The sequence below is a fragment of the Streptomyces sp. NPDC057002 genome (assembly GCF_042673825.1).
Lineage (GTDB): Bacteria > Actinomycetota > Actinomycetes > Streptomycetales > Streptomycetaceae > Streptomyces.
The window spans coordinates 1-25,672 of sequence record NZ_JBHURZ010000011.1; the positions used below are offsets into that span (position 1 = coordinate 1).

Annotated in this window: 28 protein-coding genes; 10 read left to right on the top strand and 18 right to left on the bottom strand. The window is 69.7% G+C overall.

The genetic code is table 11. From position 1 onward, the window contains the following. Positions 1-145 precede the first annotated feature (145 nt). Together ACFT32_RS39180 and ACFT32_RS39185 are read right to left on the bottom strand one after the other, a co-directional pair. A complete protein-coding gene (locus ACFT32_RS39180; protein WP_382498707.1) occupies positions 146-511 on the bottom strand; it encodes a DUF3618 domain-containing protein in 366 nt (121 codons plus the stop codon). Next, positions 508-927: a phage holin family protein gene (locus ACFT32_RS39185; RefSeq protein WP_359897222.1), complete on the bottom strand. Its 420-nt coding sequence runs from the start codon at positions 925-927 to the stop codon at positions 508-510. Before ACFT32_RS39185 ends, ACFT32_RS39180 begins: the two co-directional genes overlap by 4 nt. Before the next feature lie 144 nt (positions 928-1,071). On the opposite strand from ACFT32_RS39185, the gene dapA reads away from it, so the two are divergent. Further along, positions 1,072-1,974, top strand: a complete 903-nt coding sequence (dapA, locus tag ACFT32_RS39190; RefSeq protein WP_382499175.1) for a 4-hydroxy-tetrahydrodipicolinate synthase — start codon at positions 1,072-1,074, stop codon at positions 1,972-1,974. A 78-nt stretch (positions 1,975-2,052) separates the two neighbouring features. Here dapA and ACFT32_RS39195 read toward each other — a convergent pair whose 3' ends face one another. The 5 genes from ACFT32_RS39195 to ACFT32_RS39215 form a co-directional block, all read right to left on the bottom strand. Beyond that, positions 2,053-2,331 carry a hypothetical protein gene (locus ACFT32_RS39195; protein WP_382499177.1) on the bottom strand — a complete coding sequence of 93 codons (279 nt, stop codon included), beginning with the start codon at positions 2,329-2,331 and terminating at the stop codon, positions 2,053-2,055. Between the two features lie 130 nt (positions 2,332-2,461). Next, on the bottom strand, positions 2,462-3,295 hold the full coding sequence (locus ACFT32_RS39200; protein ID WP_382498709.1) for an SDR family oxidoreductase: 834 nt from the start codon (positions 3,293-3,295) through the stop codon (positions 2,462-2,464). 154 nt (positions 3,296-3,449) lie between these two features. Beyond that, complete coding sequence (gene dapD / locus ACFT32_RS39205; RefSeq protein ID WP_382498711.1) at positions 3,450-4,439, bottom strand: 2,3,4,5-tetrahydropyridine-2,6-dicarboxylate N-succinyltransferase; 990 nt, start codon at positions 4,437-4,439, stop codon at positions 3,450-3,452. A 53-nt stretch (positions 4,440-4,492) separates the two neighbouring features. After that, positions 4,493-5,080 (bottom strand): TetR/AcrR family transcriptional regulator, encoded by a 588-nt coding sequence (locus ACFT32_RS39210; RefSeq protein ID WP_382498713.1) that lies wholly within the window; start codon positions 5,078-5,080, stop codon positions 4,493-4,495. Further along, positions 5,080-5,400, bottom strand: coding sequence for a DMT family transporter (locus ACFT32_RS39215; RefSeq protein WP_382498715.1), 321 nt, complete (start codon positions 5,398-5,400; stop codon positions 5,080-5,082). Before ACFT32_RS39215 ends, ACFT32_RS39210 begins: the two co-directional genes overlap by 1 nt. Before the next feature lie 168 nt (positions 5,401-5,568). Here ACFT32_RS39215 and ACFT32_RS39220 point away from each other — a divergent pair, with 168 nt between their 5' ends. Beyond that, positions 5,569-6,402, top strand: a complete 834-nt coding sequence (locus ACFT32_RS39220; RefSeq protein ID WP_382498717.1) for an AbfB domain-containing protein — start codon at positions 5,569-5,571, stop codon at positions 6,400-6,402. 89 nt (positions 6,403-6,491) lie between these two features. Here ACFT32_RS39220 and ACFT32_RS39225 read toward each other — a convergent pair whose 3' ends face one another. The 8 genes from ACFT32_RS39225 to ACFT32_RS39260 are packed head-to-tail and all read right to left on the bottom strand — an operon-like array spanning position 6,492 to position 13,063. Continuing rightward, a complete protein-coding gene (locus ACFT32_RS39225) occupies positions 6,492-6,824 on the bottom strand; it encodes a metal-sulfur cluster assembly factor (protein ID WP_184596910.1) in 333 nt (110 codons plus the stop codon). Next, positions 6,821-7,291, bottom strand: a complete 471-nt coding sequence (sufU, locus tag ACFT32_RS39230; protein ID WP_382498719.1) for a Fe-S cluster assembly sulfur transfer protein SufU — start codon at positions 7,289-7,291, stop codon at positions 6,821-6,823. Before sufU ends, ACFT32_RS39225 begins: the two co-directional genes overlap by 4 nt. Before the next feature lie 16 nt (positions 7,292-7,307). Beyond that, on the bottom strand, positions 7,308-8,564 hold the full coding sequence (locus tag ACFT32_RS39235; protein WP_382498721.1) for a cysteine desulfurase: 1,257 nt from the start codon (positions 8,562-8,564) through the stop codon (positions 7,308-7,310). After that, positions 8,561-9,325 (bottom strand): Fe-S cluster assembly ATPase SufC, encoded by a 765-nt coding sequence (gene sufC / locus ACFT32_RS39240; RefSeq protein WP_382498723.1) that lies wholly within the window; start codon positions 9,323-9,325, stop codon positions 8,561-8,563. The genes ACFT32_RS39235 and sufC overlap by 4 nt, the downstream gene beginning before the upstream one ends. A gap of 7 nt (positions 9,326-9,332) precedes the next feature. Then, a complete protein-coding gene (locus ACFT32_RS39245) occupies positions 9,333-9,656 on the bottom strand; it encodes a non-heme iron oxygenase ferredoxin subunit (RefSeq protein ID WP_189731059.1) in 324 nt (107 codons plus the stop codon). Next, complete coding sequence (sufD, locus tag ACFT32_RS39250) at positions 9,653-10,837, bottom strand: Fe-S cluster assembly protein SufD (protein ID WP_382498725.1); 1,185 nt, start codon at positions 10,835-10,837, stop codon at positions 9,653-9,655. The genes ACFT32_RS39245 and sufD overlap by 4 nt, the downstream gene beginning before the upstream one ends. 55 nt (positions 10,838-10,892) lie before the next feature. After that, entirely contained in the window at positions 10,893-12,314 is a 1,422-nt protein-coding gene (gene sufB / locus ACFT32_RS39255) for a Fe-S cluster assembly protein SufB (RefSeq protein WP_382498728.1), read from the bottom strand. Then, the gene (locus ACFT32_RS39260) at positions 12,311-13,063 is read right to left on the bottom strand and encodes a helix-turn-helix transcriptional regulator (protein ID WP_382498730.1); all 753 of its coding nucleotides are present in this window, start codon (positions 13,061-13,063) and stop codon (positions 12,311-12,313) included. The genes sufB and ACFT32_RS39260 overlap by 4 nt, the downstream gene beginning before the upstream one ends. A 161-nt stretch (positions 13,064-13,224) precedes the next feature. On the opposite strand from ACFT32_RS39260, the gene ACFT32_RS39265 reads away from it, so the two are divergent. From ACFT32_RS39265 to ACFT32_RS39280, 4 genes are read left to right on the top strand one after another with little or no spacing between them, the layout of a single operon-like run. Beyond that, positions 13,225-14,037 carry an aminoglycoside N(3)-acetyltransferase gene (locus tag ACFT32_RS39265; RefSeq protein WP_382498732.1) on the top strand — a complete coding sequence of 271 codons (813 nt, stop codon included), beginning with the start codon at positions 13,225-13,227 and terminating at the stop codon, positions 14,035-14,037. A gap of 31 nt (positions 14,038-14,068) precedes the next feature. After that, a complete protein-coding gene (locus tag ACFT32_RS39270) occupies positions 14,069-14,992 on the top strand; it encodes an ABC transporter ATP-binding protein (protein WP_382498734.1) in 924 nt (307 codons plus the stop codon). A gap of 50 nt (positions 14,993-15,042) precedes the next feature. Further along, positions 15,043-15,759: an ABC transporter permease gene (locus tag ACFT32_RS39275; protein ID WP_382499179.1), complete on the top strand. Its 717-nt coding sequence runs from the start codon at positions 15,043-15,045 to the stop codon at positions 15,757-15,759. A 45-nt stretch (positions 15,760-15,804) separates the two neighbouring features. After that, positions 15,805-16,812, top strand: a complete 1,008-nt coding sequence (locus tag ACFT32_RS39280; RefSeq protein ID WP_382498735.1) for a heme A synthase — start codon at positions 15,805-15,807, stop codon at positions 16,810-16,812. Here ACFT32_RS39280 and ACFT32_RS39285 read toward each other — a convergent pair. From ACFT32_RS39285 to ACFT32_RS39295, 3 genes are all read right to left on the bottom strand, one after another. Continuing rightward, on the bottom strand, positions 16,809-17,915 hold the full coding sequence (locus ACFT32_RS39285; protein ID WP_382498737.1) for an amidohydrolase family protein: 1,107 nt from the start codon (positions 17,913-17,915) through the stop codon (positions 16,809-16,811). The two genes, ACFT32_RS39280 and ACFT32_RS39285, sit on opposite strands and share 4 nt — an antisense overlap. 161 nt (positions 17,916-18,076) lie before the next feature. Next, positions 18,077-18,409, bottom strand: a complete 333-nt coding sequence (locus ACFT32_RS39290) for a hypothetical protein (RefSeq protein ID WP_382498740.1) — start codon at positions 18,407-18,409, stop codon at positions 18,077-18,079. Positions 18,410-18,467: 58 nt separating this feature from the next. After that, complete coding sequence (locus ACFT32_RS39295) at positions 18,468-19,385, bottom strand: heme o synthase (RefSeq protein WP_382498742.1); 918 nt, start codon at positions 19,383-19,385, stop codon at positions 18,468-18,470. Positions 19,386-19,769: 384 nt separating this feature from the next. On the opposite strand from ACFT32_RS39295, the gene tkt reads away from it, so the two are divergent. The 4 genes from tkt to opcA are packed head-to-tail and all read left to right on the top strand — an operon-like array spanning position 19,770 to position 25,668. After that, on the top strand, positions 19,770-21,857 hold the full coding sequence (gene tkt, locus ACFT32_RS39300; RefSeq protein WP_382498745.1) for a transketolase: 2,088 nt from the start codon (positions 19,770-19,772) through the stop codon (positions 21,855-21,857). A gap of 34 nt (positions 21,858-21,891) precedes the next feature. Beyond that, positions 21,892-23,010, top strand: coding sequence for a transaldolase (tal, locus tag ACFT32_RS39305; protein ID WP_382498747.1), 1,119 nt, complete (start codon positions 21,892-21,894; stop codon positions 23,008-23,010). Positions 23,011-23,014: 4 nt separating this feature from the next. Then, positions 23,015-24,538, top strand: a complete 1,524-nt coding sequence (gene zwf / locus ACFT32_RS39310; RefSeq protein WP_382498749.1) for a glucose-6-phosphate dehydrogenase — start codon at positions 23,015-23,017, stop codon at positions 24,536-24,538. Beyond that, positions 24,535-25,668 carry a glucose-6-phosphate dehydrogenase assembly protein OpcA gene (gene opcA / locus ACFT32_RS39315; protein WP_382498752.1) on the top strand — a complete coding sequence of 378 codons (1,134 nt, stop codon included), beginning with the start codon at positions 24,535-24,537 and terminating at the stop codon, positions 25,666-25,668. The genes zwf and opcA overlap by 4 nt, the downstream gene beginning before the upstream one ends. Positions 25,669-25,672 lie beyond the last annotated feature (4 nt).

The window sequence follows — 25,672 nt, forward strand, 5'->3', positions numbered from 1 at the left end:
CGACACCCCAGCGCCTGGCGGCCCCACACCCCAGCGCGCGGTGCCGCGGCCGCCCCCCCCCGGGCGCGCCCCCGACCCACCCCCGGCGAGATGGCGCTACGCGCACCCCCACCCCACCCGCACAGGCGCCGCAGGCACCCGCCGCTCACCGATGCCCGTGATGCCTCCGCCGCATCACCCCGACAGCCACCACGGCCCCCGCAGCCGCCCCCACCACCAGCACCGGCCGCGGATGCCGCAACCCGGCCTGAACAGCGTTCCGCACCGGCCGAGGCCCCGCATGCGTCGCCCTGTCCTGCACCGTATGCCCAGCCTCCACCGCACTGCTGCGCAACTGCACCGTCATCGCCCCGGCTTTGTCCCGGAGATCAGCCGCCCGCGCCCGCGCACGCCCCTTCACATCCGCCTTCCCCGCCAACTCCTCCACCGTATTGCCGAGTTCACTCCGAGTCCGCTCGATCTGCCGCCGCAGCTCATCGGGCCCCTTGGCCCCACCCGTCGCGTCCGTCATCGATGCGCCCTTTCCTTGATCTCCTCCACGTCCGCCTTCACGCTGCCGAGGGCCTCCTCAGGCGTCGGAGGCGTGGCCCGGCGCAGCTGCCCCCGCCCGACCACACCCAGCACGGCCGCGATGACGAACAGCACCCCCGTGACGATGAGCGCCGCGGCCCACACGGACAGCACCAGCGAGAGGGCGGCGACCCCCGTCCCCGCCAGCGCGAGGAACCCGGCATAGGCGACCGCACCCGCCGCACCGAGCAGCCCACCGCCACGCCCCGCACGCCGCCCCTTCTCCGCCAGCTCCTCCTTGGCGAGAGCCACTTCCTGCCGCACGAGCAGAGAGAGCTGCTCTGCGGCCTGTCCGACGAGCTCGCCCACGGAGTGGTGCTCGTCGTGCACGACCCGATGTTCCATGGTCCCGGTCACAGTGTTCCGCCTCCTCTCGAAGTAGGAACCCCCGAGTACCCGAACCACCCTCACACAACCTCGAAGTAAATCTAATCAACACCTGGTAGCAAATTTAAGTGGAGCTACACAATCAAGCCGCCGACACTACTGCCTATGACGACGATGACGACGGCGACGGCGACGGCGACACCATTCGGCCGCACCCTCTGCGCCATGATCACCCCGTTCACCGAGACGGGAACCCTGGACCTGGACGGCGCCCAGCACCTGGCCGCCCACCTCATCGCAAACGGCTGCGACGGCCTCGTACTCTCCGGCACGACAGGCGAATCCCCCACCACCACGGACGCCGAGAAGTCGACCCTGATCGCCGCCGTCCGCGAGGCCGTGACCGACCGGGCATCGATCGTCGCGGGCATCGGCACCGCCGACACAAGGCACACCGCCGACCTGGCCCGGGAGGCCGAAAAGGCGGGCGCGGACGGCCTGTTGGTGATCCCGCCGTACTACAGCAGACCCCCGCAGGACGCGATCGAGGCCCACTTCCGCGAGATCGCGGACGCCACCGAACTCCCGCTCATGCTCTACGACATCCCGATCCGCACCGGAACCCGCGTCGAACCCGAGACGATCCTCCGCCTCGCCGAACACCCCCGGATCGTCGCGGTCAAGGACTGCTCGTACGACTTCCTGGGCGCCCAGAAGGCCCTGGCCCGCACGGACCTGGCGTACTACGCGGGCTGCGACGAGCACAATCTCGCGCTGTACGCCGTAGGCGGCACGGGCTACGTCAGCACGGTCGCGAACGTGATCCCGGGTCACCTACGAGCGGTCCTCGACGCGTTCGACGCGGGCGACACCACACAGGCGGCCCACCTCCAGCAGCGGGCCACCCCCCTCATCGAGGCGATCATGTCGGCAGGCCTCCCGGGCACCGTCACCACAAAGGCACTCCTCACCGCCCTGAACCTCCCCGCAGGCCCGGTCCGCCCTCCCCTACTCCCGGCCGACCACACCACGACCGACGCGCTGCTGTCGCTCCACAGGACCCTGGCCACCACCTGACCAGCCCCCCGAAACGGACCGGGCCCGCACCGCACCACCTGCGATACGGACCCCGACCACCCGCAGCCGTCCCCCGGCTCAGTTCCAGCCGTACCCGTCACCGAACAGCAGCGTGTGCTCCAGCACGTCCTCCGCCGGATCGTCGACCTGGCCGGTGCTGACGTTGACCAGACCGAACCGGTGGCCGTTGTGCGAGTTCGTGTTGGTCTCGTCGGCGTGCGCGGCCCCCGCCGAAAGCCAGCACACCGCCAGTGCCGCGACCGCCCCGGCCAGACAACGCGCCACAACCCGCTCCGGACAACGCGCCACACCCCGCTCCGGACAACGCGCCACAACCCGCTCCCGCTCGTCGCTCATGCCCCGGTCGTTCCTCATGCCCGGTCCTCGTTTCATCGGTTCGGCGTCAGATCGGACCCTGCGTCCACCGGTTCATCTGCCTGGCCCGTCACGAGGTCACGCCCGATAATCCGTACGCACGCGACCCACGTCAGCGGAAGGCGGCAGCGTTCTCCGCCGCCCACTGCCGGAACGATCTGGCCGCGGAACCGGTGACCTGCGCAACCGTGTCGCGCACCATCAGCAACTCGTCGTTGACGTCCCCGCCCATGAGATCGAGCACCGCGTTCGCGGTCTCGTCCCCCATGAAGGAAGCCAGCTGCCGATGTGCCTCCTCCGGGCTGATCTCAACGAGGGTCACCACCCGACCCAGAGCCGCCGCGACGGCCGCGACCTGCTGCCGGACGGTGACGCGTTCCGGCCCCGTCAGTGCGTACGTCCGCCCTCGATGCCCCGGCTCGGTCAGCACCGCACGAGCGACCGCCGCGATGTCCGCGGGGTGCACGGCGGGAAGCCCGATGTCCGCATACGGCGCGCGGACCACGCCTTCCTCGCGGATCGACTGCGCCCACCACAGGGTGTTCGAGGCGAACTGCGTCGGCCGCAGAACCGTCCAGGCCATGCCGCTGCCTTTGAGCAACCGCTCGACGGCCAGGTTCGCGCCGGCCGCGGCCAGGTGCGGATGCGTCTGCACGGTGATCGACGACACGAGCACCACATGCTCCACGCCCGCCTGCCGGGCAGCCGCGAGAACCTCCTCCTCAGCCCCCGTCCCCGACAGCAGGAAGAGCGAACGCACCCCCTCCAGCGCGCCCTTCAGGGAATCCGCCCGAGCGAGATCGCCCTCGACGACTTCGGCCCCCTCAGGAAACGCTGCCCGTCCCGCATCCCGCGTCAGACCCCGCACGGCCGCGGCGCCCCCCAGGCTCAGCTCCCCCAGCAGAGCCCTTCCAATGTTCCCGGTCGCACCGGTCACGAGAATCATGCCGCCCGCTCCTGCCCCAGATATCGATCACTTGCCCAGGAGGCTAGGACCTCGACTTTGCTTGAGGTCAAGGCGGCGAAATGACAGCGAACACACGAGCGCCCTCCCGGCAGTCCTCGGACCCGGGAGGGCGCTCGGCGATGACCGACGCCGATCAGTTGTGGCTGTGCAGGATCTCGTTCAGCCCGCCCCACACCGCGTTGTTCGGCCGGGCCTCGACCGTGCCGGTGACCGAGTTGCGGCGGAACAGGATGTTGGAGGCGCCGGACAGCTCGCGGGCCTTGACGATCTGGCCGTCGGGCATGGTGACGCGGGTGCCGGCGGTGACGTAGAGGCCGGCCTCGACGACGCACTCGTCGCCGAGGGCGATGCCCACGCCCGCCTCGGCGCCGATCAGGCAACGCTCACCGATGGAGATGATGACGTTGCCGCCGCCGGACAGCGTGCCCATGGTGGAGGCGCCGCCGCCGATGTCCGAGCCGTCGCCGATCAGGACGCCCGCGGAGATACGGCCCTCGACCATCGACGTGCCGAGCGTGCCGGCGTTGAAGTTGACGAAGCCCTCATGCATGACGGTGGTGCCCTCGGAGAGGTGCGCACCGAGGCGGACCCGGTCGGCGTCGGCGATACGGACGCCCTTGGGGGCCACATAGTCCGTCATACGCGGGAACTTGTCGACGCTCGTCACCTGGAGGTGCAGGCCCTCGGCGCGCGCGTTGAGGCGGACCTTCTCCAGGTCGTCGACGGCGACCGGGCCCAGCGAGGTCCAGGCGACGTTCGCGAGGTGGCCGAAGATGCCGTCGAGGCTCTGGCCGTGCGGCTTCACCAGACGGTGCGAGAGCAGGTGCAGGCGCAGGTAGACGTCGTGCGCGTCGACCGGCTTCTCGTCGAGCGAGGCGATGACCGTGCGGACCGCGACCACCTCGACGCCCCGGCGGGCGTCCGGGCCGACCGCGGCGGTCGCGCCGCCGCCGAGCAGCTCCGCGGCACGCTCGGCGGACAGCCGCTCGGTGCCGGACGGGCCGGGCTCGTCGGACAGCTCGGGCGCGGGGAACCAGGTGTCGAGGACAGTGCCGTCGGCGGCGATCGTGGCGAGGCCGGCGGCCACGGCGCCGGTGGTGCGAGGAGCAGTCGTGTCGGTCATGAGGGCAACCTAACCGGCGGACGGCGGTCGATGCGAACCGGTACGGGGGCGTCTCACGTGCCGGGCGGTACGTCTCCCCGCTGGTCGGCGCCACGCGGCGCCCTACCCGCCACGACCCTCCCCAGCACCCCCCGCGCATACTCCTCGTCATACGCGGCCCCCGTCAGCAGCACCTGAAGACAGATCCCGTCGACCACCGCCACCAGCGCCCGCGCCGTGACGGGATCCGTGCGCCGGGACAGCAACTCGGCGACCCCCTCGGCCCACTCGGCGGCGACGGGCCGCAGGGCGGGCCGGCGCAGGGCGGCCAGATACAGCTCGTACTCCAGCTCGACGCCGGTACGGTCGCCCGCGAGCCACTCCCCCACCCATGCCGCCAGCTCCGCCGCCAGATCGGTCCGGGGGTCCGTCAGTCCGCCGCGCCCGGCGATCACCTTGGCGAAGCCCTCGTTGGCCTGCCGCAGCGCGGCGACCAGCAGCTCGTCGAGGGTTCTGAAGTGGTACGTCGTGGAGCCGAGCGGCACATCGGCCTCCGCGGCGGCACTGCGGTGGCTCAGCCCCGCGATTCCCTTCGCCCCGACGACCCGGATCGCCGCGTCGATGATCCGCTGCCGCCGCTCGGGGTCGTAGCGCCGGGGCATCAGTGACCGCCTCCCAGGTTCAGCACCACGACCCCGACGATGATCAGCGCGATACCGGCGGCCTTGGCGGCGGTCACGCCCTCTCCGAGAAACAGGACACCGATGGTGGCGATGGCCGCGGTGCCGACTCCGGCCCAGATGGCGTAGGCCGTGCCGACGGAGACGGTCTTCAGCGTCTGCGCGAGCAGCGCGAAGGAGACGAGGTAGCCGACGAGCGTGAGCAGCGAGGGCCCGAGCCTGCTGAAGCCGTCGCTGTACTTCATGGCAGTCGTCGCACCCACTTCGGCGGCTATGGCCGTAGCCAGCAGCAGATAACCCATATGTACAAGCGTACACACCATCTGTACGACCGTACACATCACAGGACGGAAACCGCTCTCACCAAACGCCCCCGGTGATCCCACACGTCCACTACGGTGTCACCGATCACACACCGGGCCACCACAACTGCGCCGCCGTCAAGGGTGCCCCGATGGAGGAACCAGCGCATGACAGAAGACAAGTCCCGGCCGCCACAGGACCGTCCGTGGGAAAGCGGTTGGGCCCCGGACACCACCCGGGCACCGGGTACGCGACGACTCTGGCTGGCGGGCGTCCTCGCCCTGGCCACGGTCACCGCGTGCGTGACGGCGATCGCCGTGATGGACAGTCAGGCCGGCGAGCCCGCACCCGAGTCGGCGGAGCCGACGACACTCAGCAGTTCGGCCCCGGGCGGCCTGATCTCCTTCGCGACGCCCTCCGGGAACGCCACGCAGACGCCCGGCAAGGACCGCGGACGCCCGTCGCCCACCCCGACGACGAGCGCATCCACCAGCCCGAGCGCCTCGCCGAAGCCGCGCCCGAAGGCACCGAAGCCCTCGGAGTCCGACCGGACTTCACCGGCCCCGAAGCCCCCGAAGTCCGACGGGATATCCATACGCTCGGTCAACTACCCCGACCGTTACTGGCGTGTGCGCGACGGCTATGTGCGCTTGGACTCGATCGGCTCCGGCCCCGAGCAGCGTGAGGACGCCACCTTCCGGCGCGTCGCCGGCCTCGCCGACTCCTCCTGCTACTCCTTCACCACCGCGGACGGCCGCTACCTCCGCCACCGCAGCTTCGTCCTCGTCAAGGACGCCGACGACGGCTCGGCCCTCTTCCGCAAGGACGCCACCTTCTGCCCCCGCCCCGTGTACCCCTCGGGCACGGTCATGCTGGAGTCGGTGAACTACCCGGGCCGCTTCCTGCGCCACCGCAACTTCCAGCTCCGCCTCGACCCGTACCAGCACCACGGGCAGTACCGCGCGGACGCGTCGTTCAGGCTGGTGGCCGGGCTGGACTGAGCCGCGCCGGACCGAGCATGACGAAGGGGCGGCACCCGGGAGGGTGCCGCCCCTTCGTCATGCGTGGATCTCAGTGGATCTCAGCGATCTCAGACATTGAACCCGAGAGCCCGAAGCTGCTCCCGGCCGTCGTCCGTGATCTTGTCGGGGCCCCACGGGGGCATCCAGACCCAGTTGATGCGCAGTTCGTTCACGATGCCGTCCGTGGCAGACTTCGCCTGGTCCTCGATGACGTCGGTGAGCGGACAGGCCGCCGACGTCAGGGTCATGTCGATCGTCGCGATGTTCGCGTCGTCGATGTGAATGCCGTAGATCAGCCCGAGGTTGACGACGTCGATGCCCAGCTCGGGGTCGACGACGTCGTACAGGGCCTCGCGGACCTCGTCCTCCGAGGCCGGCTTCATCTCGATGGTCTCGCTCATGCCGTCGTCTTCCTTTCGGCGTCGGCCTCGCCCAGGGCCTGGGCCGTCGCGTCCTTCCAGGCCATCCAGCTCAACAGGGCGCACTTGACCCGGGCCGGGTATTTGGACACCCCGGCGAACGCGACCGCGTCCTCCAGGATGTCCTCCATCGCGTCGTCGGGCTCGAGCTTCCCCTTGGACTGCATCAGCTCCAGGAAGGTCTCCTGGATCTTCCGCCCGTCGGCGAGGTCCTTGCCGACGAGAAGTTCGTTCAGTACGGACGCGCTCGCCTGGCTGATGGAACAGCCCTGGCCCTCGTACGAGACGTCCTCGATCGTCGTGCCGTCGTACTTCACGCGCAGTGTGATCTCGTCGCCGCACGTCGGGTTGACGTGGTGCACCTCGGCATCGCCGTCCCGCAAGCCCCGCCCGTGCGGGTTCTTGTAGTGGTCCAGGATGACTTCCTGGTACATCGAATCCAGCTTCACGGTTTCCGCACGCCTCTCAGCCGAAGAAGTTCCGTACGTGCTCCAGGCCGTCGACCAGTGCGTCGATCTCGGCCGGCGTGGAGTACAGATAGAACGACGCTCGCGTGGTCGCGGGAATTCCGTAGCGCAGGCAGACCGGCCGCGCGCAGTGGTGGCCGACCCGGACCGCGATGCCCTGCTCGTCGAGAACCTGGCCCACGTCGTGCGGGTGGATGTCCCCGAGGGTGAAGGAGATCGCCGCGCCCCGCTCCTCGGCCGTGGTGGGGCCGATGATCCGGAGGTCGGGGACCTCCAGGAGCCGCTTCACCGCGTACTCGGTGAGCGCGTGCTCGTGGGCGAAGATCTTGTCCATGCCGATCGAGTTGAGATAGTCGATCGCCGCGCCGAGTCCGACCGCCTGGGCGATCGGGGGCGTGCCCGCCTCGAACTTGTGGGGCGCCGGGGCGTAGGTCGAGGAGTGCATCGACACCGTCTCGATCATCTCGCCGCCGCCGAGGAACGGAGGCAGGTCCTCCAGGAGTTCCTGCCGCCCCCACAGGACGCCGATGCCGGTCGGACCGCACATCTTGTGACCGGTGAAGGCCACGAAGTCGGCCTGGAGGGCCTGTACGTCCAGCGGCATGTGCGGCGCGGCCTGGGAGGCGTCGACGCACACCAGCGCACCGACCTCCTGGGCGCGGCGCACTATCGCCTCGACCGGGTTCTGGGTGCCCAGGATGTTGGAGACCAGCACGAAGGAGACGATCTTCGTCTTCTCCGTGATGACCTGGTCGATGTTGGACAGATCCAGGCGGCCGTCGTCGGTGAGGCCGAACCACTTCAGCTTCGCGCCCGTGCGCTGCGCGAGCAGCTGCCACGGCACGATGTTGGAGTGGTGCTCCATCTCCGTGATGACGATCTCGGTCTCGGAGTCCACGCGGTAGGGCTCGTCGGCCCAGCCCAGCATGTTCGCCACGAGGTTGAGCGACTCCGAGGCGTTCTTTGTGAAGATCACCTCGTTGCGCGAGGGCGCGTTGATGAACTCCGCGACCTTGTCGCGCGCGCCCTCGTACAGCGCCGTGGCCTCCTCGGCGAGGACATGCACGCCACGGTGGACGTTGGCGTTGTGCTGCTCGTAGTACTCGTCGAGGACGTCGATGACCTGGCGCGGGGTCTGCGAGGTCGCGGCGTTGTCGAGGTAGACGAGCTTCTTACCGTCATGGACCTGGCGGTCCAGGATCGGGAAGTCCTTGCGGAGCGCCTCAGTGTCGAGGAGGCCCGGCAGCTGTGTCACGCGGATGCGCCACCCTTCGTGTATGCCTCGTAGCCCTCGTCCTCCAGCTTGTCGGCGAGCTCGGCACCGCCGGACTCGACGATCCGGCCGCCGGAGAAGACGTGCACGTGGTCGGGCTTGATGTAGCGGAGGATGCGGGTGTAGTGGGTGATCAGCAGGGTGCCGACCTCGCCCGTCTCACGGACCCGGTTCACGCCCTCGGAGACGACGCGGAGGGCGTCGACGTCCAGGCCGGAGTCGGTCTCGTCGAGGACCGCGACCTTCGGCCTGAGCAGCTCCAGCTGGAGGATCTCGTGGCGCTTCTTCTCACCGCCGGAGAAGCCCTCGTTGACGTTGCGCTCGGCGAAGGACGGGTCGATGTTGAGGCGCTGCATGGCCTCCTTGACCTCCTTCACCCAGGTGCGCAGCTTGGGGGCCTCGCCGCGGATGGCGGTGGCGGAGGTGCGCAGGAAGTTCGACACGGAGACACCCGGGACCTCGACCGGGTACTGCATGGCGAGGAACAGGCCGGCGCGGGCCCGCTCGTCGACGGACATCTCCAGGACGTCCTCGCCGTCGAGGGTGACGGTGCCGCCGGTGATCGTGTACTTCGGGTGACCCGCGAGGGAGTAGGCGAGGGTCGACTTGCCGGAGCCGTTCGGGCCCATGATGGCGTGCGTCTCGCCCTGCTTCACGGTGAGGTCGACGCCCTTGAGGATCTCCTTCGTGGCGTTGTCGGCCTCGACGGTGACGTGCAGGTCTCGGATTTCAAGCGTTGCCATGGGTGCCTCAGGACTCCTGGGTGAGGGAGACGAGCACGTCGTCCCCTTCGATCTTTACGGGGTATACGGGGACGGGGCGCGTCGCCGGAAGGGCGTCGGGCTTGCCGGAACGGAGGTCGAAGCGCGAGCCGTGCAGCCAGCACTCGATGTGGCAGTCGTCGACCTCGCCCTCCGAGAGGGAGACGTTCGCGTGCGAGCAGATGTCGTACACCGCGAACACCTCGCCCTCGGTCTGCACGATGGACATGGGCGTGCCGTCGAGTTCCACCCGCTTCGGGGTGTCGTCCTCCAGCTCGCTCAGGCCACAGACGCGTACGAATGCGAGGCTCATGCCACCGACGCCTCCAGCTCTTCCTCGATCTTGGCGATCAGGCGCTCCTCGATGTCCGGGAGGCCGATCTGCTGGACCAGCTCGGCGAAGAAGCCGCGGACCACGAGACGACGGGCCTCGTGCTCCGGGATGCCGCGGGCCATGAGGTAGAAGAGCTGCTCGTCGTCGAAGCGGCCGGTCGCCGAGGCGTGGCCGGCGCCGACGATCTCGCCGGTCTCGATCTCGAGGTTGGGTACGGAGTCCACGCGCGCCCCGTCCGTGAGGACCAGGTTGCGGTTCATCTCGTACGTGTCGGTGCCCTCGGCCTTGGCCTCGATGAGCACGTCACCGATCCACACCGCGTGCGCTTCCTCGCCCTGGAGCGCGCCCTTGTAGACGACGTTCGACTTGCAGTGCGGGACGTTGTGGTCGACCAGGAGGCGGTGCTCCTGGTGCTGACCCTGGTCGGTGAAGTACAGGCCGAAGAGCTCGGCCTCGCCGCCGGGGCCGGCGTAACTCACGCGCGGGTGCAGCCGGACGACATCGCCGCCGAAGGTGACGACGACCGACTTGAAGGAGGCGTCGCGGCCGACGAGCGCGTTGTGCTGGGCGACGTGGACGGCCTTCTCGTCCCAGTCCTGGACGGAGACGACGGTCAGCTTGGCGCCGTCGCCCAGGAGGTAGTCGACGTTGGCGGCGAGCACCGCGTCACCGGTGTGGTCGATGACCACGACGGCCTCGGCGAAGGCGCCCAGCTCGATCACCTGGTGGCCGAAGGCGGTCCCGCCCTCGCCGTGCACCGCGATGCGGATCGGCTCGGTGAGGACGGTCTCCTTCGGAACGCTCACGACCGAGGCCTTCTCGAAGGCGGAGTAGGCCTGGGCGGCGACGCGGTCCACCGGGGTGCCCGCCTTGCGGAGCCGCGCGTCGTCGCGGCCGACGGCCTCGACGGTGACGCCCTCGGGGGCCTGGACATCGACCTTCACGCCGTTGCCGTTGGCCACGGCGGTGCCGTCGTGCAGACCGCGCAGGCGCTCCAGCGGGGTGAACCGCCACTCCTCCTCCCGGCCGTGCGGGACGGGGAAGTCCGTCACGTCGAAGGAGGGGGGCGCGCTCATGCGGGTGGCGACGGTCGACTCGGCCGCCACCGCGATCGAGCCGGTGGTGGTGGCGCCCACCGGGATGTTCTGGGCCTCAGCCATGGCTGTCGTAGTGCTCGCTTTCCGTTACGTAAGGGCTTGATGGACTGCGGTGGGATTAACCGACCGCGCCTTCCATCTGCAGCTCGATCAGCCGGTTGAGCTCCAGCGCGTACTCCATGGGGAGCTCCTTGGCGATGGGCTCGACGAAGCCGCGCACGATCATGGCCATGGCCTCGTCCTCCGACAGACCGCGGCTCATCAGGTAGAAGAGCTGGTCCTCGGAGACCTTGGAGACGGTCGCCTCGTGCCCCATGGACACGTCGTCCTCGCGGACGTCCACGTAGGGGTAGGTGTCCGAGCGGGAGATCGTGTCGACCAGCAGCGCGTCACAGAGCACGTTCGACTTCGAGCCCGGGGCGCCCTCGCCGATCTCGATGAGACCGCGGTAGGAGGTGCGGCCACCGCCGCGCGCGACGGACTTCGAGACGATGTTGGACGACGTGTTCGGTGCCATGTGGACCATCTTGGCGCCCGCGTCCTGGTGCTGCCCCTCGCCGGCGAAGGCGATGGACAGGGTCTCGCCCTTGGCGTGCTCGCCCATCAGGTAGACGGCCGGGTACTTCATCGTCACCTTCGAGCCGATGTTGCCGTCGACCCACTCCATGGTCGCGCCCTCGTAGGCCACGGCACGCTTGGTGACCAGGTTGTAGACGTTGTTCGACCAGTTCTGGATGGTCGTGTAGCGGCAGCGGGCGTTCTTCTTGACGATGATCTCGACGACCGCGGAGTGCAGCGAGTCCGACTTGTAGATCGGGGCGGTGCAGCCCTCGACGTAGTGCACGTAGGCACCCTCGTCGACGATGATCAGGGTCCGCTCGAACTGGCCCATGTTCTCCGTGTTGATGCGGAAGTAGGCCTGGAGCGGGATCTCCACGTGGACGCCCGGCGGCACGTAGATGAAGGAGCCGCCCGACCACACGGCGGAGTTCAGCGACGCGAACTTGTTGTCGCCGACGGGGATGACGGTCCCGAAGTACTCCTTGAAGAGCTCCGGGTGCTCCTTCAGGGCCGTGTCGGTGTCCAGGAAGATGACGCCCTGCTCCTCCAGGTCCTCGCGGATCTGGTGGTAGACGACCTCGGACTCGTACTGGGCGGCGACACCGGCGACGAGGCGCTGCTTCTCCGCCTCGGGGATGCCGAGCTTGTCGTACGTGTTCTTGATGTCCTCGGGCAGGTCCTCCCAGGACTCCGCCTGCTTCTCCGTGGAGCGCACGAAGTACTTGATGTTGTCGAAGTCGATGCCCGACAGGTCCGAGCCCCAGTTCGGCATGGGCTTCTTCTCGAACAGGCGCAGGCCCTTGAGACGGAGCTTGGTCATCCACTCCGGCTCGCTCTTCTTGTCGGAGATGTCGCGGACGACGTCCTCGTTGATGCCGCGCTTGGCAGAGGCGCCGGCCGTGTCGGAGTCGGCCCAGCCGTATTCGTACTTGCCCAGGCCCTCGAGCTCAGGGTGGGCAGTCTCCGTGGGGAGAGTCATGCGGGGTTCCTCCCGGCCGTGCTTGCAGATGCGTTATCAGTGGTGTGGGAAATCTTGGGGATGAACGTCGTGCAGACGCCGTCGCCGTGCGCGATGGTGGCGAGCCGCTGTACATGCGTACCGAGCAGCTCGGCGAAAAATTCCGTCTCCGCCTCGCACAACTGGGGGAACTGCTCGGCGACGTGGGCGACCGGGCAGTGGTGCTGGCAGAGCTGTTCACCCTTCTGCGGGTGGGGCGCGCTGCGCGCCGTAGCAGCGTACCCGTCCGCGCTCAGGGCCTTGGCCAGCGCTTCGGTCCGCTTCTCGGACGGCGCGGCCTCCACCGCTTCGCGGTAGGCGCCCGCCTGTGCGGCGATCCTGGCGCGGGCGAAGGCGGCGATCGCCTCGTTGCCGCCCTCGCGGTCGGCGATCCAGCGCAGCGCGTCCGCCGCGAGCTTGTCGTACGACTGGTCGAAGGCGTCCCGGCCGCAGTCCGTCAGGGCGAACGCCTTGGCGGGGCGGCCGCGGGTGCGCGCGCCGTAGACCCGCTGCTCGCGTGCTTCCACGACACCGTCGCCCGCGAGGGCGTCGAGGTGCCGGCGTACGGCCGCCTGGGTGAGGCGCAGCCGCTCGGCGAGCTCGGCGACGGTCGACGGGCCGTGGTCCAGGATGGACCGCGCGACGCGGTTGCGGGTGGACCGCTCACCGGTCGCGAGCTCCTCCTGTGGGGCACCCATGGGAGCCTCCCGAGCCTCGCCGACGTTTTTCACAACGCCATTGTTGCGTAATTCTTCAGGACCGGGCAAGCCGCGTCCGGCTCGACCGACGGTGCCTTGCGTCACTTAGGTAAAGCTAACCTGACCTGCGGAAACGATCTTTGATCGATCAAACCGGTGGCATGCCGAGGCCCCTTCGGGGACACTCCCGAACCATGTCCACACCCCCTCCCACCGGCCCTCTTGTCACCCGGGACACACTGCGGACGCAGTTGGGCGAACTGGGCGTGCGGCCCGGCGAGACCCTCCTCGTGCACTCCTCGCTCAGCTCCCTCGGCTGGGTCAACGGCGGCGCCGTCGCGGTGGTGCGGGGACTGCTCGACGCGCTCGGCCCTGAGGGCACCCTGGTGGTCCCGACGCAGACCGGGGACTTGTCCGACCCGGTCCTGTGGCGCAAGCCGCCCGTTCCCCCGGAATGGTGGGCGGCCATTCGCGCGACGATGCCCGCGTACGACCCCCGGATCACGCCCGCACGCGGGGTCGGCGTCGTCCCCGAGACGGTGCGGACCTGGCCCGGCGCACTTCGCAGCGCCCATCCGCAGACCTCGTTCGCGGCGGTCGGGCCGCGCGCGGCGGAGATGACCGAGGGGCACGCGACCGACTGCAGGCTCGGCGAACTCAGCCCGCTCGCGAAGCTGGAGGCGACGGGCGCCCGGGTCCTGCTGCTCGGTGCCGGCTACGCCTCCTGCACCAGCTTCCACCTCGCCGAGTACCGGATACCGACCCCGCGTGTCGCCGTGGGCAGACCGGGTCCGGAAGGCTGGGAGACGGTGACCGAGGTGTCGATCAGCTCGGACCGCTTCGACGAGCTGGGCTACGACTTCGAACGGGACCGCCCCGTCGTACGCGGGAAGGTGGGGGCGGCCGAGGCCCGGCTGTTCCCGGTGGCGGACGCGGTGGCCTACGCCGAACGGTGGCTGGCGGTGCACCGGCCCCGTGAGGAGGAGTTCCCGTACCCCCCGGTCTGAGCCCCCGCGCGCCTACCTAGACTCTGGACCCATGCGAAGTGAGCCCGTGGTCCAGGTCCAGGCCCTGGTGAAGCGGTACGGCCCGAAGACCGCGGTGGACGGGCTCGACCTGGTGGCCCGGGAGGGCGTGACCGCCGTGCTCGGCCCCAACGGGGCGGGCAAGACGACGACGGTCGAGACCTGCGAGGGGTACCGGAAGCCGGATGCCGGCACGGTGCGCGTCCTGGGCCTCGACCCGGTGAGACAGTCCGGGCGGCTCCGGCCCCGCATCGGCGTGATGCTCCAGTCCGGCGGCGTGTACTCGGGCTCCAGGGCCGACGAGATGCTCCGCCACGTCGCCAAGCTGCACGCTCATCCGCTGGACGTGGACGCGCTCATCGAGCGCCTCGGACTCGGCTCCTGCGGGCGAACGACGTACCGGCGTCTTTCGGGCGGGCAGCAGCAGCGGCTCGCGCTGGCGATGGCCGTGGTGGGGCGCCCCGAGCTGGTGTTCCTGGACGAGCCGACCGCCGGTCTCGACCCGCAGGCCCGCCGCGCGACCTGGGACCTTGTCCGGGACCTTCGCGCCGACGGCGTCTCGGTGATCCTCACCACCCACTACATGGACGAGGCCGAGCAGCTCGCCGACGACGTGGCGATCATCGACGCGGGCCGGGTCATCGCACAGGGCTCCCCGGAGGAGCTGTGCAAGGGCGGCGCGGAGAACACGCTCCGCTTCACCGGCCGTCCCGGCCTGGACGTGGGCTCGCTGCTCAAGGCCCTGCCCGCCGACTCCTCGGCCGCCGAGCTGACGCCGGGTTCCTACCGGGTCGTCGGCAAGATCGACCCGCAGCTGCTCGCGACCGTCACCTCCTGGTGCGCCCAGCACGGCGTGATGCCGGAGAAGATCTCGGTGGAGCGGCACTCCCTGGAGGACGTCTTTCTTGAGCTGACCGGTAAGGAGCTGCGTTCGTGACCGCCACCGGCACCTATGCGCCGAAGCCGGGGGCCGCGCCCCTGCCCCGCATGATCGCGGCCCAGGCCGCGCTCGAGACGAAGATGCTGCTGCGCAACGGCGAGCAGCTGCTGCTGACGGTCGTGATCCCGACCCTGCTGCTCGTCCTCTTCAGCACCGTGGACATCGTCGATACGGGCGCCGGTGAGGCGGTCGACTTCCTCGCCCCCGGCATCCTCGCGCTCGCGGTGATGTCGACGGCGTTCACCGGCCAGGCGATCGCGACCGGCTTCGAGCGCCGCTACGGCGTGCTGAAGCGGCTCGCCTCCTCGCCCCTGCCGCGCTGGGGGCTGATGACGGCGAAGACGGTGTCCGTGCTGGTCACCGAGGTGCTCCAGGTGATTCTGCTGACGGTGATCGCCTTCGCGCTCGGCTGGTCGCCGCAGGGCAGCCCGTTCGCAGTCCTGCTGCTCCTGGTCCTCGGTACGGCGGCCTTCTCGGGCCTCGGCCTGCTGATGGCCGGGACGCTGAAGGCCGAGGCGACCCTGGCCGCCGCCAACCTGGTGTTCCTGCTGCTGCTCGTCGGCGGCGGGGTCGTCGTCCCGCTGGACAAGTTCCCCTCCGGCGCGCAGGACGTCCTCGGCCTGCTGCCCATCTCGGCGCTGTCCGACGGTCTGCGGGACGTGCTCCAGCACGGGGCCGGGATGCCCTGGTCCGACCTGGGGATCCTGGCGGTCTGGGCGGTGGCCGGGCTGGCCGCGGCCGGACGGTTCTTCCGCTGGGAGTAGGCCATGAGGGACCCTCGTGAAAGCGTGCACAAGCGGCGCCCTACGATGGGTCGCGTGCCAAAAGTGACCCGCGCCGACGCCTGGGCGGCCCTGCGCAACCCGCTCGCCTTCATCGCCGACCGCTGGACCCCGGAACCCCGGACGGTCCAGCGCGCGGCCCTCTCCGCCATCGTGATGTCGGTACTCATCGTCGTCACCGGCGGTGCCGTGCGGCTGACCGGCTCGGGCCTGGGCTGCCCGACCTGGCCCAAGTGCACCGACAACTCGCTCACCGCCACCAGCGAGATGGGCGTCCACGGCGTCATCGAGTTCGGCAACCGCATGCTGACGTACGTGCTGTGCGCGGCCGTCGGCTGGGCGATCATCGCCGCGCGCTCGCAGAAGCCGTACCGGCGGGGCCTGGTCCGGCTGGGCTGGGCGCAGTTCTGGATCGTGATGAGCAACGCGGTGCTCGGCGGCATCGTGGTGCTGGTCGGTCTCAACCCGTACACGGTCGCGGCCCACTTCGTGGCGACGTCCGCGCTCATCGCGGTGGCCACGGTGATGTGGCAGCGCACCCGTGAGGGCGACACCGCACCGCGTCCGCTGGTCGGCAAGGCCGTGCGGCAGCTGGTCTGGTTCCTGACGGCGGCGGCCGTCCTGCTCATCCTGGTCGGCACGGTGGTCACCGGCGCGGGCCCGCACGCGGGCGACTCCAGCGAGGTCGAGCGGATGCCGGTCGACTGGGAGACGGTGAGCAAGCTGCACGCCGTGCTGGCGTGGATCGTGGTGACGCTGACGTTCGCCCTGTGGTTCGTCCTCAAGGCGGTCGACGCGCCGAAGGGCCCTCTGAGCCGCACCCGCGAACTGTTCCTGATCCTGCTCGCGCAGGGCGTCATCGGATACGTCCAGTACTTCACGGACCTGCCCGAGGTCCTGGTCGGCCTGCACATGTTCGGCTCGGCCGTGATGTGGATCTGGGTACTGCTGGTGGTGATGTCGCTGCGGGAGCGCTCCGAGGCGGCCGTGGACCTGCCCGGCCCCGCCGCCGAGGCCTCCCTGACGAAGGCCTAGTCCAGCCCGTACACCCTGCGCGCGTTCCCCGACGCCAGCATCCCCGCCACCCGCTGCGCGTCGGTCAGTGACCACGCGCCCTCGGCGACCCAGGTGCCGAGCACCCGGCCGAGCGCCTCGCGGAACAGCCGGGCCGCCACCACGTGCAGTTCGGGCAGCCCCTGGGCGCCGCTGGAGAAGAGGATCTTGCCGAACGGGGCCAGCTCCAGGATCTCCGCGAGCACGGTCGCGGCCCGGGCGCCGGTGCGGACCAGGGCGGCTCCGCAGTCGGCGTAGACGTGCGGGAAGACGCCGGCCAGATGGGCGGCGTGCCGGTGGTACGGGTAGCCGTGCAGCAGGACGAGGTCCGTGCCGAGCCCGGCCGTGGCCCGCACGAAGTCCGTCAGCAGCACCGGGTCCGTACGGTCGATGCGCAGGCCCGGTGCCCCGAGCCCCGCGTGCAGCTGGAGCGGCAGGCCCGAGGCGACGGCGCTCCACAGCAGATGCCGCAACAGCACGGGGTCGCTCAGCTCCCCGCCGACCCCGCGCCCCGCGAGCCAGCGGTCGACGGCTCCCCGCACCTCTCCCGGTCCGGGCGGCTCGGGCGCCAGCGCGAGGCCGTGCCGGACGCCCGCGACCGAGGTGAAGGCGACGGCGTTCGCGGCGGCGGCGTGCACGGACTCGGCGAGGTTGGCGAGGAAGGACTCGACGGTTCCGGAGGTGTCGGCGACCTGCTCGGCGAGCAGTTCCAGGCGCACGATCTCATGGGCCTCGGCGGCGCCCGCGGAGGCGAGCTCGCGGGGCTCGGTGAGGTCGCCGGGGAGGCCGGTGTCGACGAGGTACGTCGTGATGCCGCTGCCGCGCAGGAGCCGGCGGCCGGACTCCAGGACGCCCAGTTCACGGCGGCGGGCCAGATAGCGGGCGGGCGCGCAGTGGGGTTCCAGGCCGAGCAGGGGCGGGCACCAGCGCCGTACGGCGAAGCCGGTCTGGGTGTCGAAGAGGGTGGTGCCGGGGGCGGGTGGGCCCTCGGTGCGGGAGAGGTGGGCCTCGAAGGTGCCGAGGCCCAGCTCTGTGCGGAGTACTCCGTGGCAGTACTGGTCCACTAGGGACGGCGTTTCGATCATCCGGGCTCCCCGGTGTGGACCCTGTTGTTCTATGGGTCCTAACGGGTGAAGCCGGGTTCAGGTCGCGGGCCGTCGTGGGGGTAGCGGTGTGTTCGGCGGGTGCGGGCGGTGCGTGGTTGCTCGCGCAGTTCCCCGCGCCCCCAGACAAAAAGGCCGGCTACTCAGCTGTTCTTTGGACCGCCCACCTGGATTCCGGCCATGCGGGACCACTCGTAGCGGCCCGTCTTTACCTTTGCCGCGAATTCGCCGTCGAAGGACTCGTGGCGGGTGATGCCCGACTTCTCCACCGCCTGTTCGGCGATCTCGAAGGAGGGGGCCACCAGGTCGCCCCAGTCGCCGTCCTCGCCGACGAGGACGATGCGGGCGCCGCGTTCGCCGAGGTAGGCGATCTGGCCCTCGGCGCCGCCGTGGGTCTTGGAGAAGGTGCTGATCTGCTTGGCGAGCCGGGCGACCTTGCGCTCGGCCTTCGGGTCAACCTGCTTCGTGTCTGCCATGGTCAGGATGCTACTCACGAGTAGATCCACTGGCGAGGGGAGGGCCCTGTGACGTACGTCAGCGCAGGAACGGGTCGACCGCGACCGCCACGAACAGGATCGACACATAGGTGATCGACCAGTGGAAGAGGCGCATCTCCTTGAGCTTGGCGCCCGTCACCTCGGCCTTGGCGCGGTTCTGCAGGCCGTGGGCCTCCCAGAGCCAGAAGCCGCCGGCCAGCAGGGCGACCGCCGTGTAGAACCAGCCCGTGTAGCCGAGCGGGGTCAGCAGGAGCGAGACGGCGACCATGACCCAGCTGTAGATCACGATCTGCTTGGCGACCACCTTGTTTGAGGCGACCACCGGCAGCATCGGCACGCCCACGCGCGCGTAGTCCTCTTTCACCTTCATCGACAGCGGCCAGTAGTGCGGCGGCGTCCAGAAGAACATGACGAGGAAGAGGATGATCGGCGCCCACGACATGGAGTTCGTGACCGACGACCAGCCGATCAGCACGGGCAGACAGCCGGCGATGCCGCCCCAGACGATGTTCTGCGAGGTACGGCGCTTGAGGATCATCGTGTAGACGACGACGTAGAAGAGGAGCGCGCCGAGGGAGAGCCAGGCCGAGAGCCAGTTGACCGCGAGGCCGAACAGCAGCGTCGAGACGACGGCCAGGGTGATGCCGAAGGCCAGGCACTCGCGCGGGCTGACCATGCCGGTGACCAGCGGGCGCTGCGAGGTGCGGTCCATCAGCGCGTCGATGTCGCGGTCGATGTACATGTTGAGCGCGTTGGCGCCGCCCGCCGACAGGTAACCGCCGACACAGGTCAGCAGCACCAGCGTCAGGTCGGGCACCCCCTGCTGCGCCAGGAACATCACCGGAACCGTGGTGATCAGCAGCAGCTCGATGATCCGCGGCTTGGTGAGAGCCACGAACGCCATGACACGGGCCCCGAGCGGCCGGTGGGCCGGGCTCTGGTCCGTCCCGGTCATCCCCGCTGGACGGGATTCAACGGCCGTCACGCACACCCCTACAGAGACATCCCAGCAAGCCTCAGCCGTGTGAAGTCCCGGTAAAGGCTCGCGCGTACCACGCCACTTTAGACGTTGCCCAGAGTCGGACATTCGCGGGGGTCGGGTCGTGTTGAGGGGAGGGTTCCGACGGGCGCGTCCAAGCTCGATTGAGCACCCGGATGAGCGGCTCCGTATTCACTTGCCGAATGCGGTACGGCCCAGTCAGGAGGCGGATCGGGATGAGCCCCGGCACTCTGGAGTGACTCGAAAAAACGCACGTCCCACGGGGGTAGGCTCGACTGCGGCCGGTGGGCGCCCCGATACACCGGCATCCGATCATGTGGAGAGGAGCCCTGACCCAGGGTGAGCACCAAGCCGACCACAACAGACCTCGAGTGGACCGAGTTGGACCAGCGGTCCGTCGACACCGCGCGTGTCCTGGCCGCCGATGCCGTACAGAAGGTCGGTAACGGCCATCCGGGTACGGCGATGAGCCTGGCGCCTGCCGCCTACACCCTCTTCCAGAAGGTGATGCGGCACGACCCGGCGGACGCCGACTGGGTCGGGCGGGACCGCTTCGTGCTGTCCGCCGGGCACTCGTCCCTGACCCTCTACACCCAGCTGTACCTGGCCGGTTTCGGCCTGGAGCTGGACGACCTGAAGTCCTTCCGCACATGGGGTTCGAAGACCCCGGGTCACCCCGAGTACGGGCACACGACCGGTGTGGAGACCACGACCGGCCCGCTGGGGCAGGGTGTCGCGAACGCGGTGGGTATGGCGATGGCCGCCCGCTACGAGCGCGGTCTGTTCGACCCGGAGGCCGCCGAGGGCGAGTCCCCCTTCGACCACTTCGTCTACTGCGTCGCCGGTGACGGCTGTCTGCAGGAGGGCATCTCCGCCGAGGCCTCCTCCCTCGCGGGCCACCAGAAGCTGGGCAACCTGGTCCTGCTGTGGGACGACAACCACATCTCGATCGAGGGCGACACCGAGACGGCCGTGTCCGAGGACACGGTGAAGCGGTACGAGGCGTACGGCTGGCACGTGCAGCGGGTGGCGCCGAAGCCGGACGGCGACCTGGACCCGCACGCGCTCTACGACGCGATCGAGGCGGCCAAGGCGGTCACCGACCGGCCGTCGTTCATCGCGATGCGCTCGATCATCGCCTGGCCCGCCCCGAACGCGCAGAACACCGAGGCCGCGCACGGCTCGGCGCTGGGTGACGACGAGGTGGCCGCGACCAAGCGCGTGCTGGGCTTCGACCCGGAGCAGAGCTTCGAGGTCTCCGACGAGGTCATCACACACACCCGCAAGGCGCTGGAGCGGGGCCAGGCGGCCCGGGCCGTGTGGGAGAAGGCGTACCAGCAGTGGCGGGACAACAGCCCCGAGCGCGCCGCCGAGTACGACCGGATCGCCAAGGGCGAGCTGCCCACCGGCTGGGAGGAGAAGATCCCGGTCTTCGAGGTCGGCAAGGGCGTGGCCACGCGTGCCGCCTCCGGCAAGGTCCTCCAGGCCCTGGGCGCGGTCGTCCCCGAGCTGTGGGGCGGCTCGGCCGACCTGGCGGGCTCGAACAACACCACGATCGACAAGACCAGCTCCTTCCTCCCGGCGGACAACCCGCTGCAGGAGGCGGACCCGTACGGCCGCACGATCCACTTCGGTATCCGTGAGCACGCGATGGCCGCCGAGATGAACGGCATCGCGCTGCACGGCAACACCCGGATCTACGGCGGCACCTTCCTGGTCTTCTCCGACTACATGCGCAACGCGGTGCGGCTGTCGGCGCTGATGCACCTGCCGGTGACGTACGTGTGGACGCACGACTCCATCGGCCTGGGCGAGGACGGCCCGACGCACCAGCCGATCGAGCACCTGGCGTCGCTGCGGGCGATCCCGGGTCTGAACCTCGTGCGCCCGGCTGACGCCAACGAGACCGCGATCGCCTGGCGCGAGATCCTGGGGCGCTGGACGAAGGAGTTCGGCAAGGGGCAGCCGCACGGTCTGGCGCTGACGCGTCAGGGTGTGCCGACGTACGAGCCCAACGAGGATGCCGCCAAGGGCGGTTACGTCCTGTTCGAGGCCGAGGGCGGCGAGCCCGAGGTCGTTCTCATCGCCACCGGCTCGGAGGTGCACGTCGCTGTCGAGGCGCGCGAGCAGCTCCAGGGCGCCGGCGTGCCCACGCGCGTGGTGTCCATGCCGTCGGTGGAGTGGTTCGAGCAGCAGGACCAGGGGTACCGGGACAGCGTCCTTCCGCCGGCCGTGAAGGCTCGCGTGGCGGTCGAGGCCGGTATCGGACTGACCTGGCACAAGTACGTCGGGGACGCCGGCCGCATCGTTTCCCTGGAGCACTTCGGCGCTTCGGCCGACGGCAAGGTCCTTTTCCGCGAGTTCGGCTTCACTGCCGAGAACGTGGCCGCCGCCGCCCGGGAATCGATCGCCGCAGCTCAGCGCTGACGCTCATATACGACACGTAGGAGATGGAATTTCCATGACAGACGCACTCAAGCGCCTCTCCGAGGAAGGCGTCGCGATCTGGCTGGACGACCTGTCGCGCAAGCGGATCACGTCCGGCAACCTCGCCGAGCTGATCGACCAGCAGCACGTCGTGGGCGTCACCACCAATCCGACGATCTTCCAGAAGGCGATCTCCGAGGGCGACGGCTACGACCAGCAGCTGTCTGACCTCGCCGCCCGCAAGGTCACCGTCGAAGAGGCCATCCGCATGATCACCACGGCGGACGTCCGCGACGCCGCCGACATCCTGCGCCCGGTCTTCGACGCCACCGACGGCAAGGACGGCCGGGTGTCGATCGAGGTCGACCCGCGCCTCGCCCACAACACCAAGGCGACGGTCGCCGAGGCCCGGCAGCTGGCCTGGCTGGTGGACCGCCCCAACACGCTGATCAAGATCCCGGCCACCAAGGCGGGTCTGCCGGGCATCACCGAGACGATCGGCAACGGCATCAGCGTCAACGTCACGCTGATCTTCTCGCTGGAGCGCTACCGCGAGGTGATGGACGCCTACCTGACCGGTCTGGAGAAGGCCAAGGCCAAGGGCCTGGACCTGTCCAAGATCCACTCGGTGGCGTCCTTCTTCGTCTCGCGCGTCGACACCGAGATCGACAAGCGCATCGACGCCCTGGGCACCCCCGAGGCCAAGGCGCTGCGCGGCAAGGCCGCCATCGCCAACGCCCGGCTCGCCTACCAGGCGTACGAGGAGGTCTTCTCGGGCGACCGCTGGAGCGCGCTGGAGCGTGAGGGCGCCAACAAGCAGCGTCCGCTGTGGGCCTCCACCGGTGTGAAGGACAAGGCGTACAAGTCCACCCTGTACGTCGACGAGCTGGTCGCGCCGAACACGGTGAACACCATGCCGGAGGCGACCCTGTACGCCACCGAGGAGCATGGCGAGATCACCGGCAACACCCTCGCCGGCACGTACGAGCAGGCCCGCGCCGACCTCGACGCGGTCGAGCAGCTCGGGATCAAGTACGACGACGTGGTCCAGCTGCTGGAGGACGAGGGCGTCGACAAGTTCGAGACGTCCTGGACCGACCTGCTGAAGTCGACCGAGGCCGAGCTCAAGCGCCTCGCCCCCTCGGAGGGCTGAACAGGTGTCGAGCAGCAATCCGCTGCGTGACCCCGCGGACCGACGGCTCCCGCGTATCGCGGGGCCGTCGGGCCTGGTCATCTTCGGCGTCACGGGCGACCTCTCACGCAAGAAGCTCATGCCCGCCGTGTACGACCTCGCCAACCGGGGTCTGCTGCCGCCGGGCTTCTCGCTGGTGGGCTTCGCGCGCCGTGAGTGGGCGCACGAGGACTTCGCTCAGGAGGTCCACGACGCGGTCAAGGAGCATGCCCGCACGCCCTTCCGCGAGGAGGTCTGGCAGCAGCTCATCCAGGGCATGCGCTTCGTGCAGGGCACGTTCGACGACGACGACGCCTTCGAGCGGCTGCGCTCCACGATCGAGGAGCTGGACAAGGCCCAGGGCACGGGTGGCAACTTCGCCTTCTACCTCTCGGTGCCGCCGAAGTCCTTCCCGGTGGTCATCCAGCAGCTGAAGAAGCACCAGCTCGCCGACCAGCAGGGCGGCTCCTGGCGGCGCGCGGTCATCGAGAAGCCGTTCGGTCACGACCTGAAGTCGGCCGAGGAGCTCAACAAGGTCGTCCACGAGGTGTTCGCCCCGGAGCAGGTCTTCCGGATCGACCACTACCTCGGCAAGGAGACCGTCCAGAACATCCTGGCGCTGCGCTTCGCCAACACGATGTTCGAGCCGATCTGGAACCGGTCCCTCGTGGACCATGTGCAGATCACCATGGCCGAGGACATCGGCATCGGCGGCCGGGCCGGGTACTACGACGGCATCGGCGCCGCCCGTGACGTCATCCAGAACCACCTGCTCCAGCTGCTGGCGCTCACCGCCATGGAGGAGCCGGCCTCGTTCGACGCGGACGCGCTGGCCGCCGAGAAGACCAAGGTGCTCGGCGCCGTGAGGCTGCCGAAGGACATGGGCCGGGACACCGTGCGCGGCCAGTACTCGGCCGGCTGGCAGGGCGGCGAGAAGGTGACCGGCTATCTGGACGAGGACGGCATCAACGCCTCGTCGAAGACCGACACCTACGCCGCGATCAAGCTGGAGATCGACAACCGCCGCTGGGCGGGTGTCCCCTTCTATCTGCGCACCGGAAAGCGGCTCGGCCGCCGGGTGACGGAGATCGCGGTCGTCTTCCAGCGGGCCCCGCACTCCCCCTTCGACACGACGGCCACCGAGGAGCTGGGCTCCAACGCGATCGTCATCCGCGTCCAGCCGGACGAGGGCGTGACGGTCCGCTTCGGCTCGAAGGTCCCCGGCACCTCGATGGAGATCCGGGACGTGTCCATGGACTTCGCGTACGGCGAGTCCTTCACGGAGTCCAGTCCGGAGGCGTACGAGCGTCTCATCCTGGACGTTCTCCTCGGTGACTCGAACCTCTTCCCGCGTACCGAGGAGGTCGAGCTGTCCTGGAAGATCCTCGACCCGATCGAGGAGTACTGGGACAAGAACGGCAAGCCCGCCCAGTACCAGGCCGGTACCTGGGGGCCCGTCGAGGCGGACGAAATGCTCGAGCGACACGGACGGAGCTGGCGCCGGCCATGAAGACAGACCTGACGGACACCACCGCCAGCAAGATCAACAAGGCGCTGGTGCAGGGCCGCCGGGCGATCGGCACCCCGGCGGTCGGCATGGTGCTCACGCTGGTCATCGTGACGGACGAGGAGAACGCCTACGACGCGCTGAAGGCGGCCAACGACGCCTCGCACGAGCATCCCTCGCGCACGCTCGTGGTCATCAAGCGCGTCTCCCGCTCGCCCCGCGACCGTACGCAGTCCCGCCTGGACGCGGAGGTCCGCCTCGGCGCGGACGCCGGCTCGGGCGAGACGGTGGTGCTCCGCCTGTACGGCGAGGTGGCCGAGCACGCCCAGTCGGTGGTGCTGCCGCTGCTGCTGCCGGACGCCCCGGTGGTGGTGTGGTGGCCGGTGAACGCGCCGCTCGACCCGGCGAAGGACCCCCTCGGTGCCCTCGGCCAGCGCCGTGTCACCGACACCTACGCCTCCGAGCAGCCGGTGCGGGACCTGGCGACCCGGTCCGGGACGTACACCCCCGGCGACACGGACCTGTCCTGGACCCGCATCACGCCTTGGCGCTCCATGCTGGCGGCGGCCCTCGACCAGGTCACCTGCGAGGTCAGGGCCGTCGAGGTGGAGGGCGAGGAGTTCAACCCGAGCTGCGAGCTGCTGGCGATGTGGCTCGCGGACCGGCTGGACGTCCCGGTGAAGCGCTCGCTGTCCGGCGGACCCGGTCTGACGGCGGTCCGCCTGGACACCAACTGCGGCCCGATCAAGCTGGACCGAGCGGACGGCTCCCTGGCCACGCTCTCCATCGACGGCCAGCCGGACCGTGGTGTGGCGCTCAAGCGCCGGGACACGGCCGAGCTGATAGCGGAGGAGCTGCGGCGGCTGGACCCGGACGACACGTACGCGTCGGCCCTGCGGTACGGGGTGGACCGGCTGAAGTCCTCCTGGTCGGCTCCGGCGCCGCGGGACTCCGGGGAGTCGGTGGCCAAAGGAGAGAGCGGAGAGCCCAAAAGTGACGGGCGAGGCCGCCTCGCCCTCCCCGCTCCCGTCGAAAGGGCACCGAAAGCACCCGCTGCGGAAGCGACGGCGCAGGCACCGGTGAAGCAGGAGCCGCCCGCGCTGGAACCGGTACGGAAGGCGACGACGAAGTGAGGGC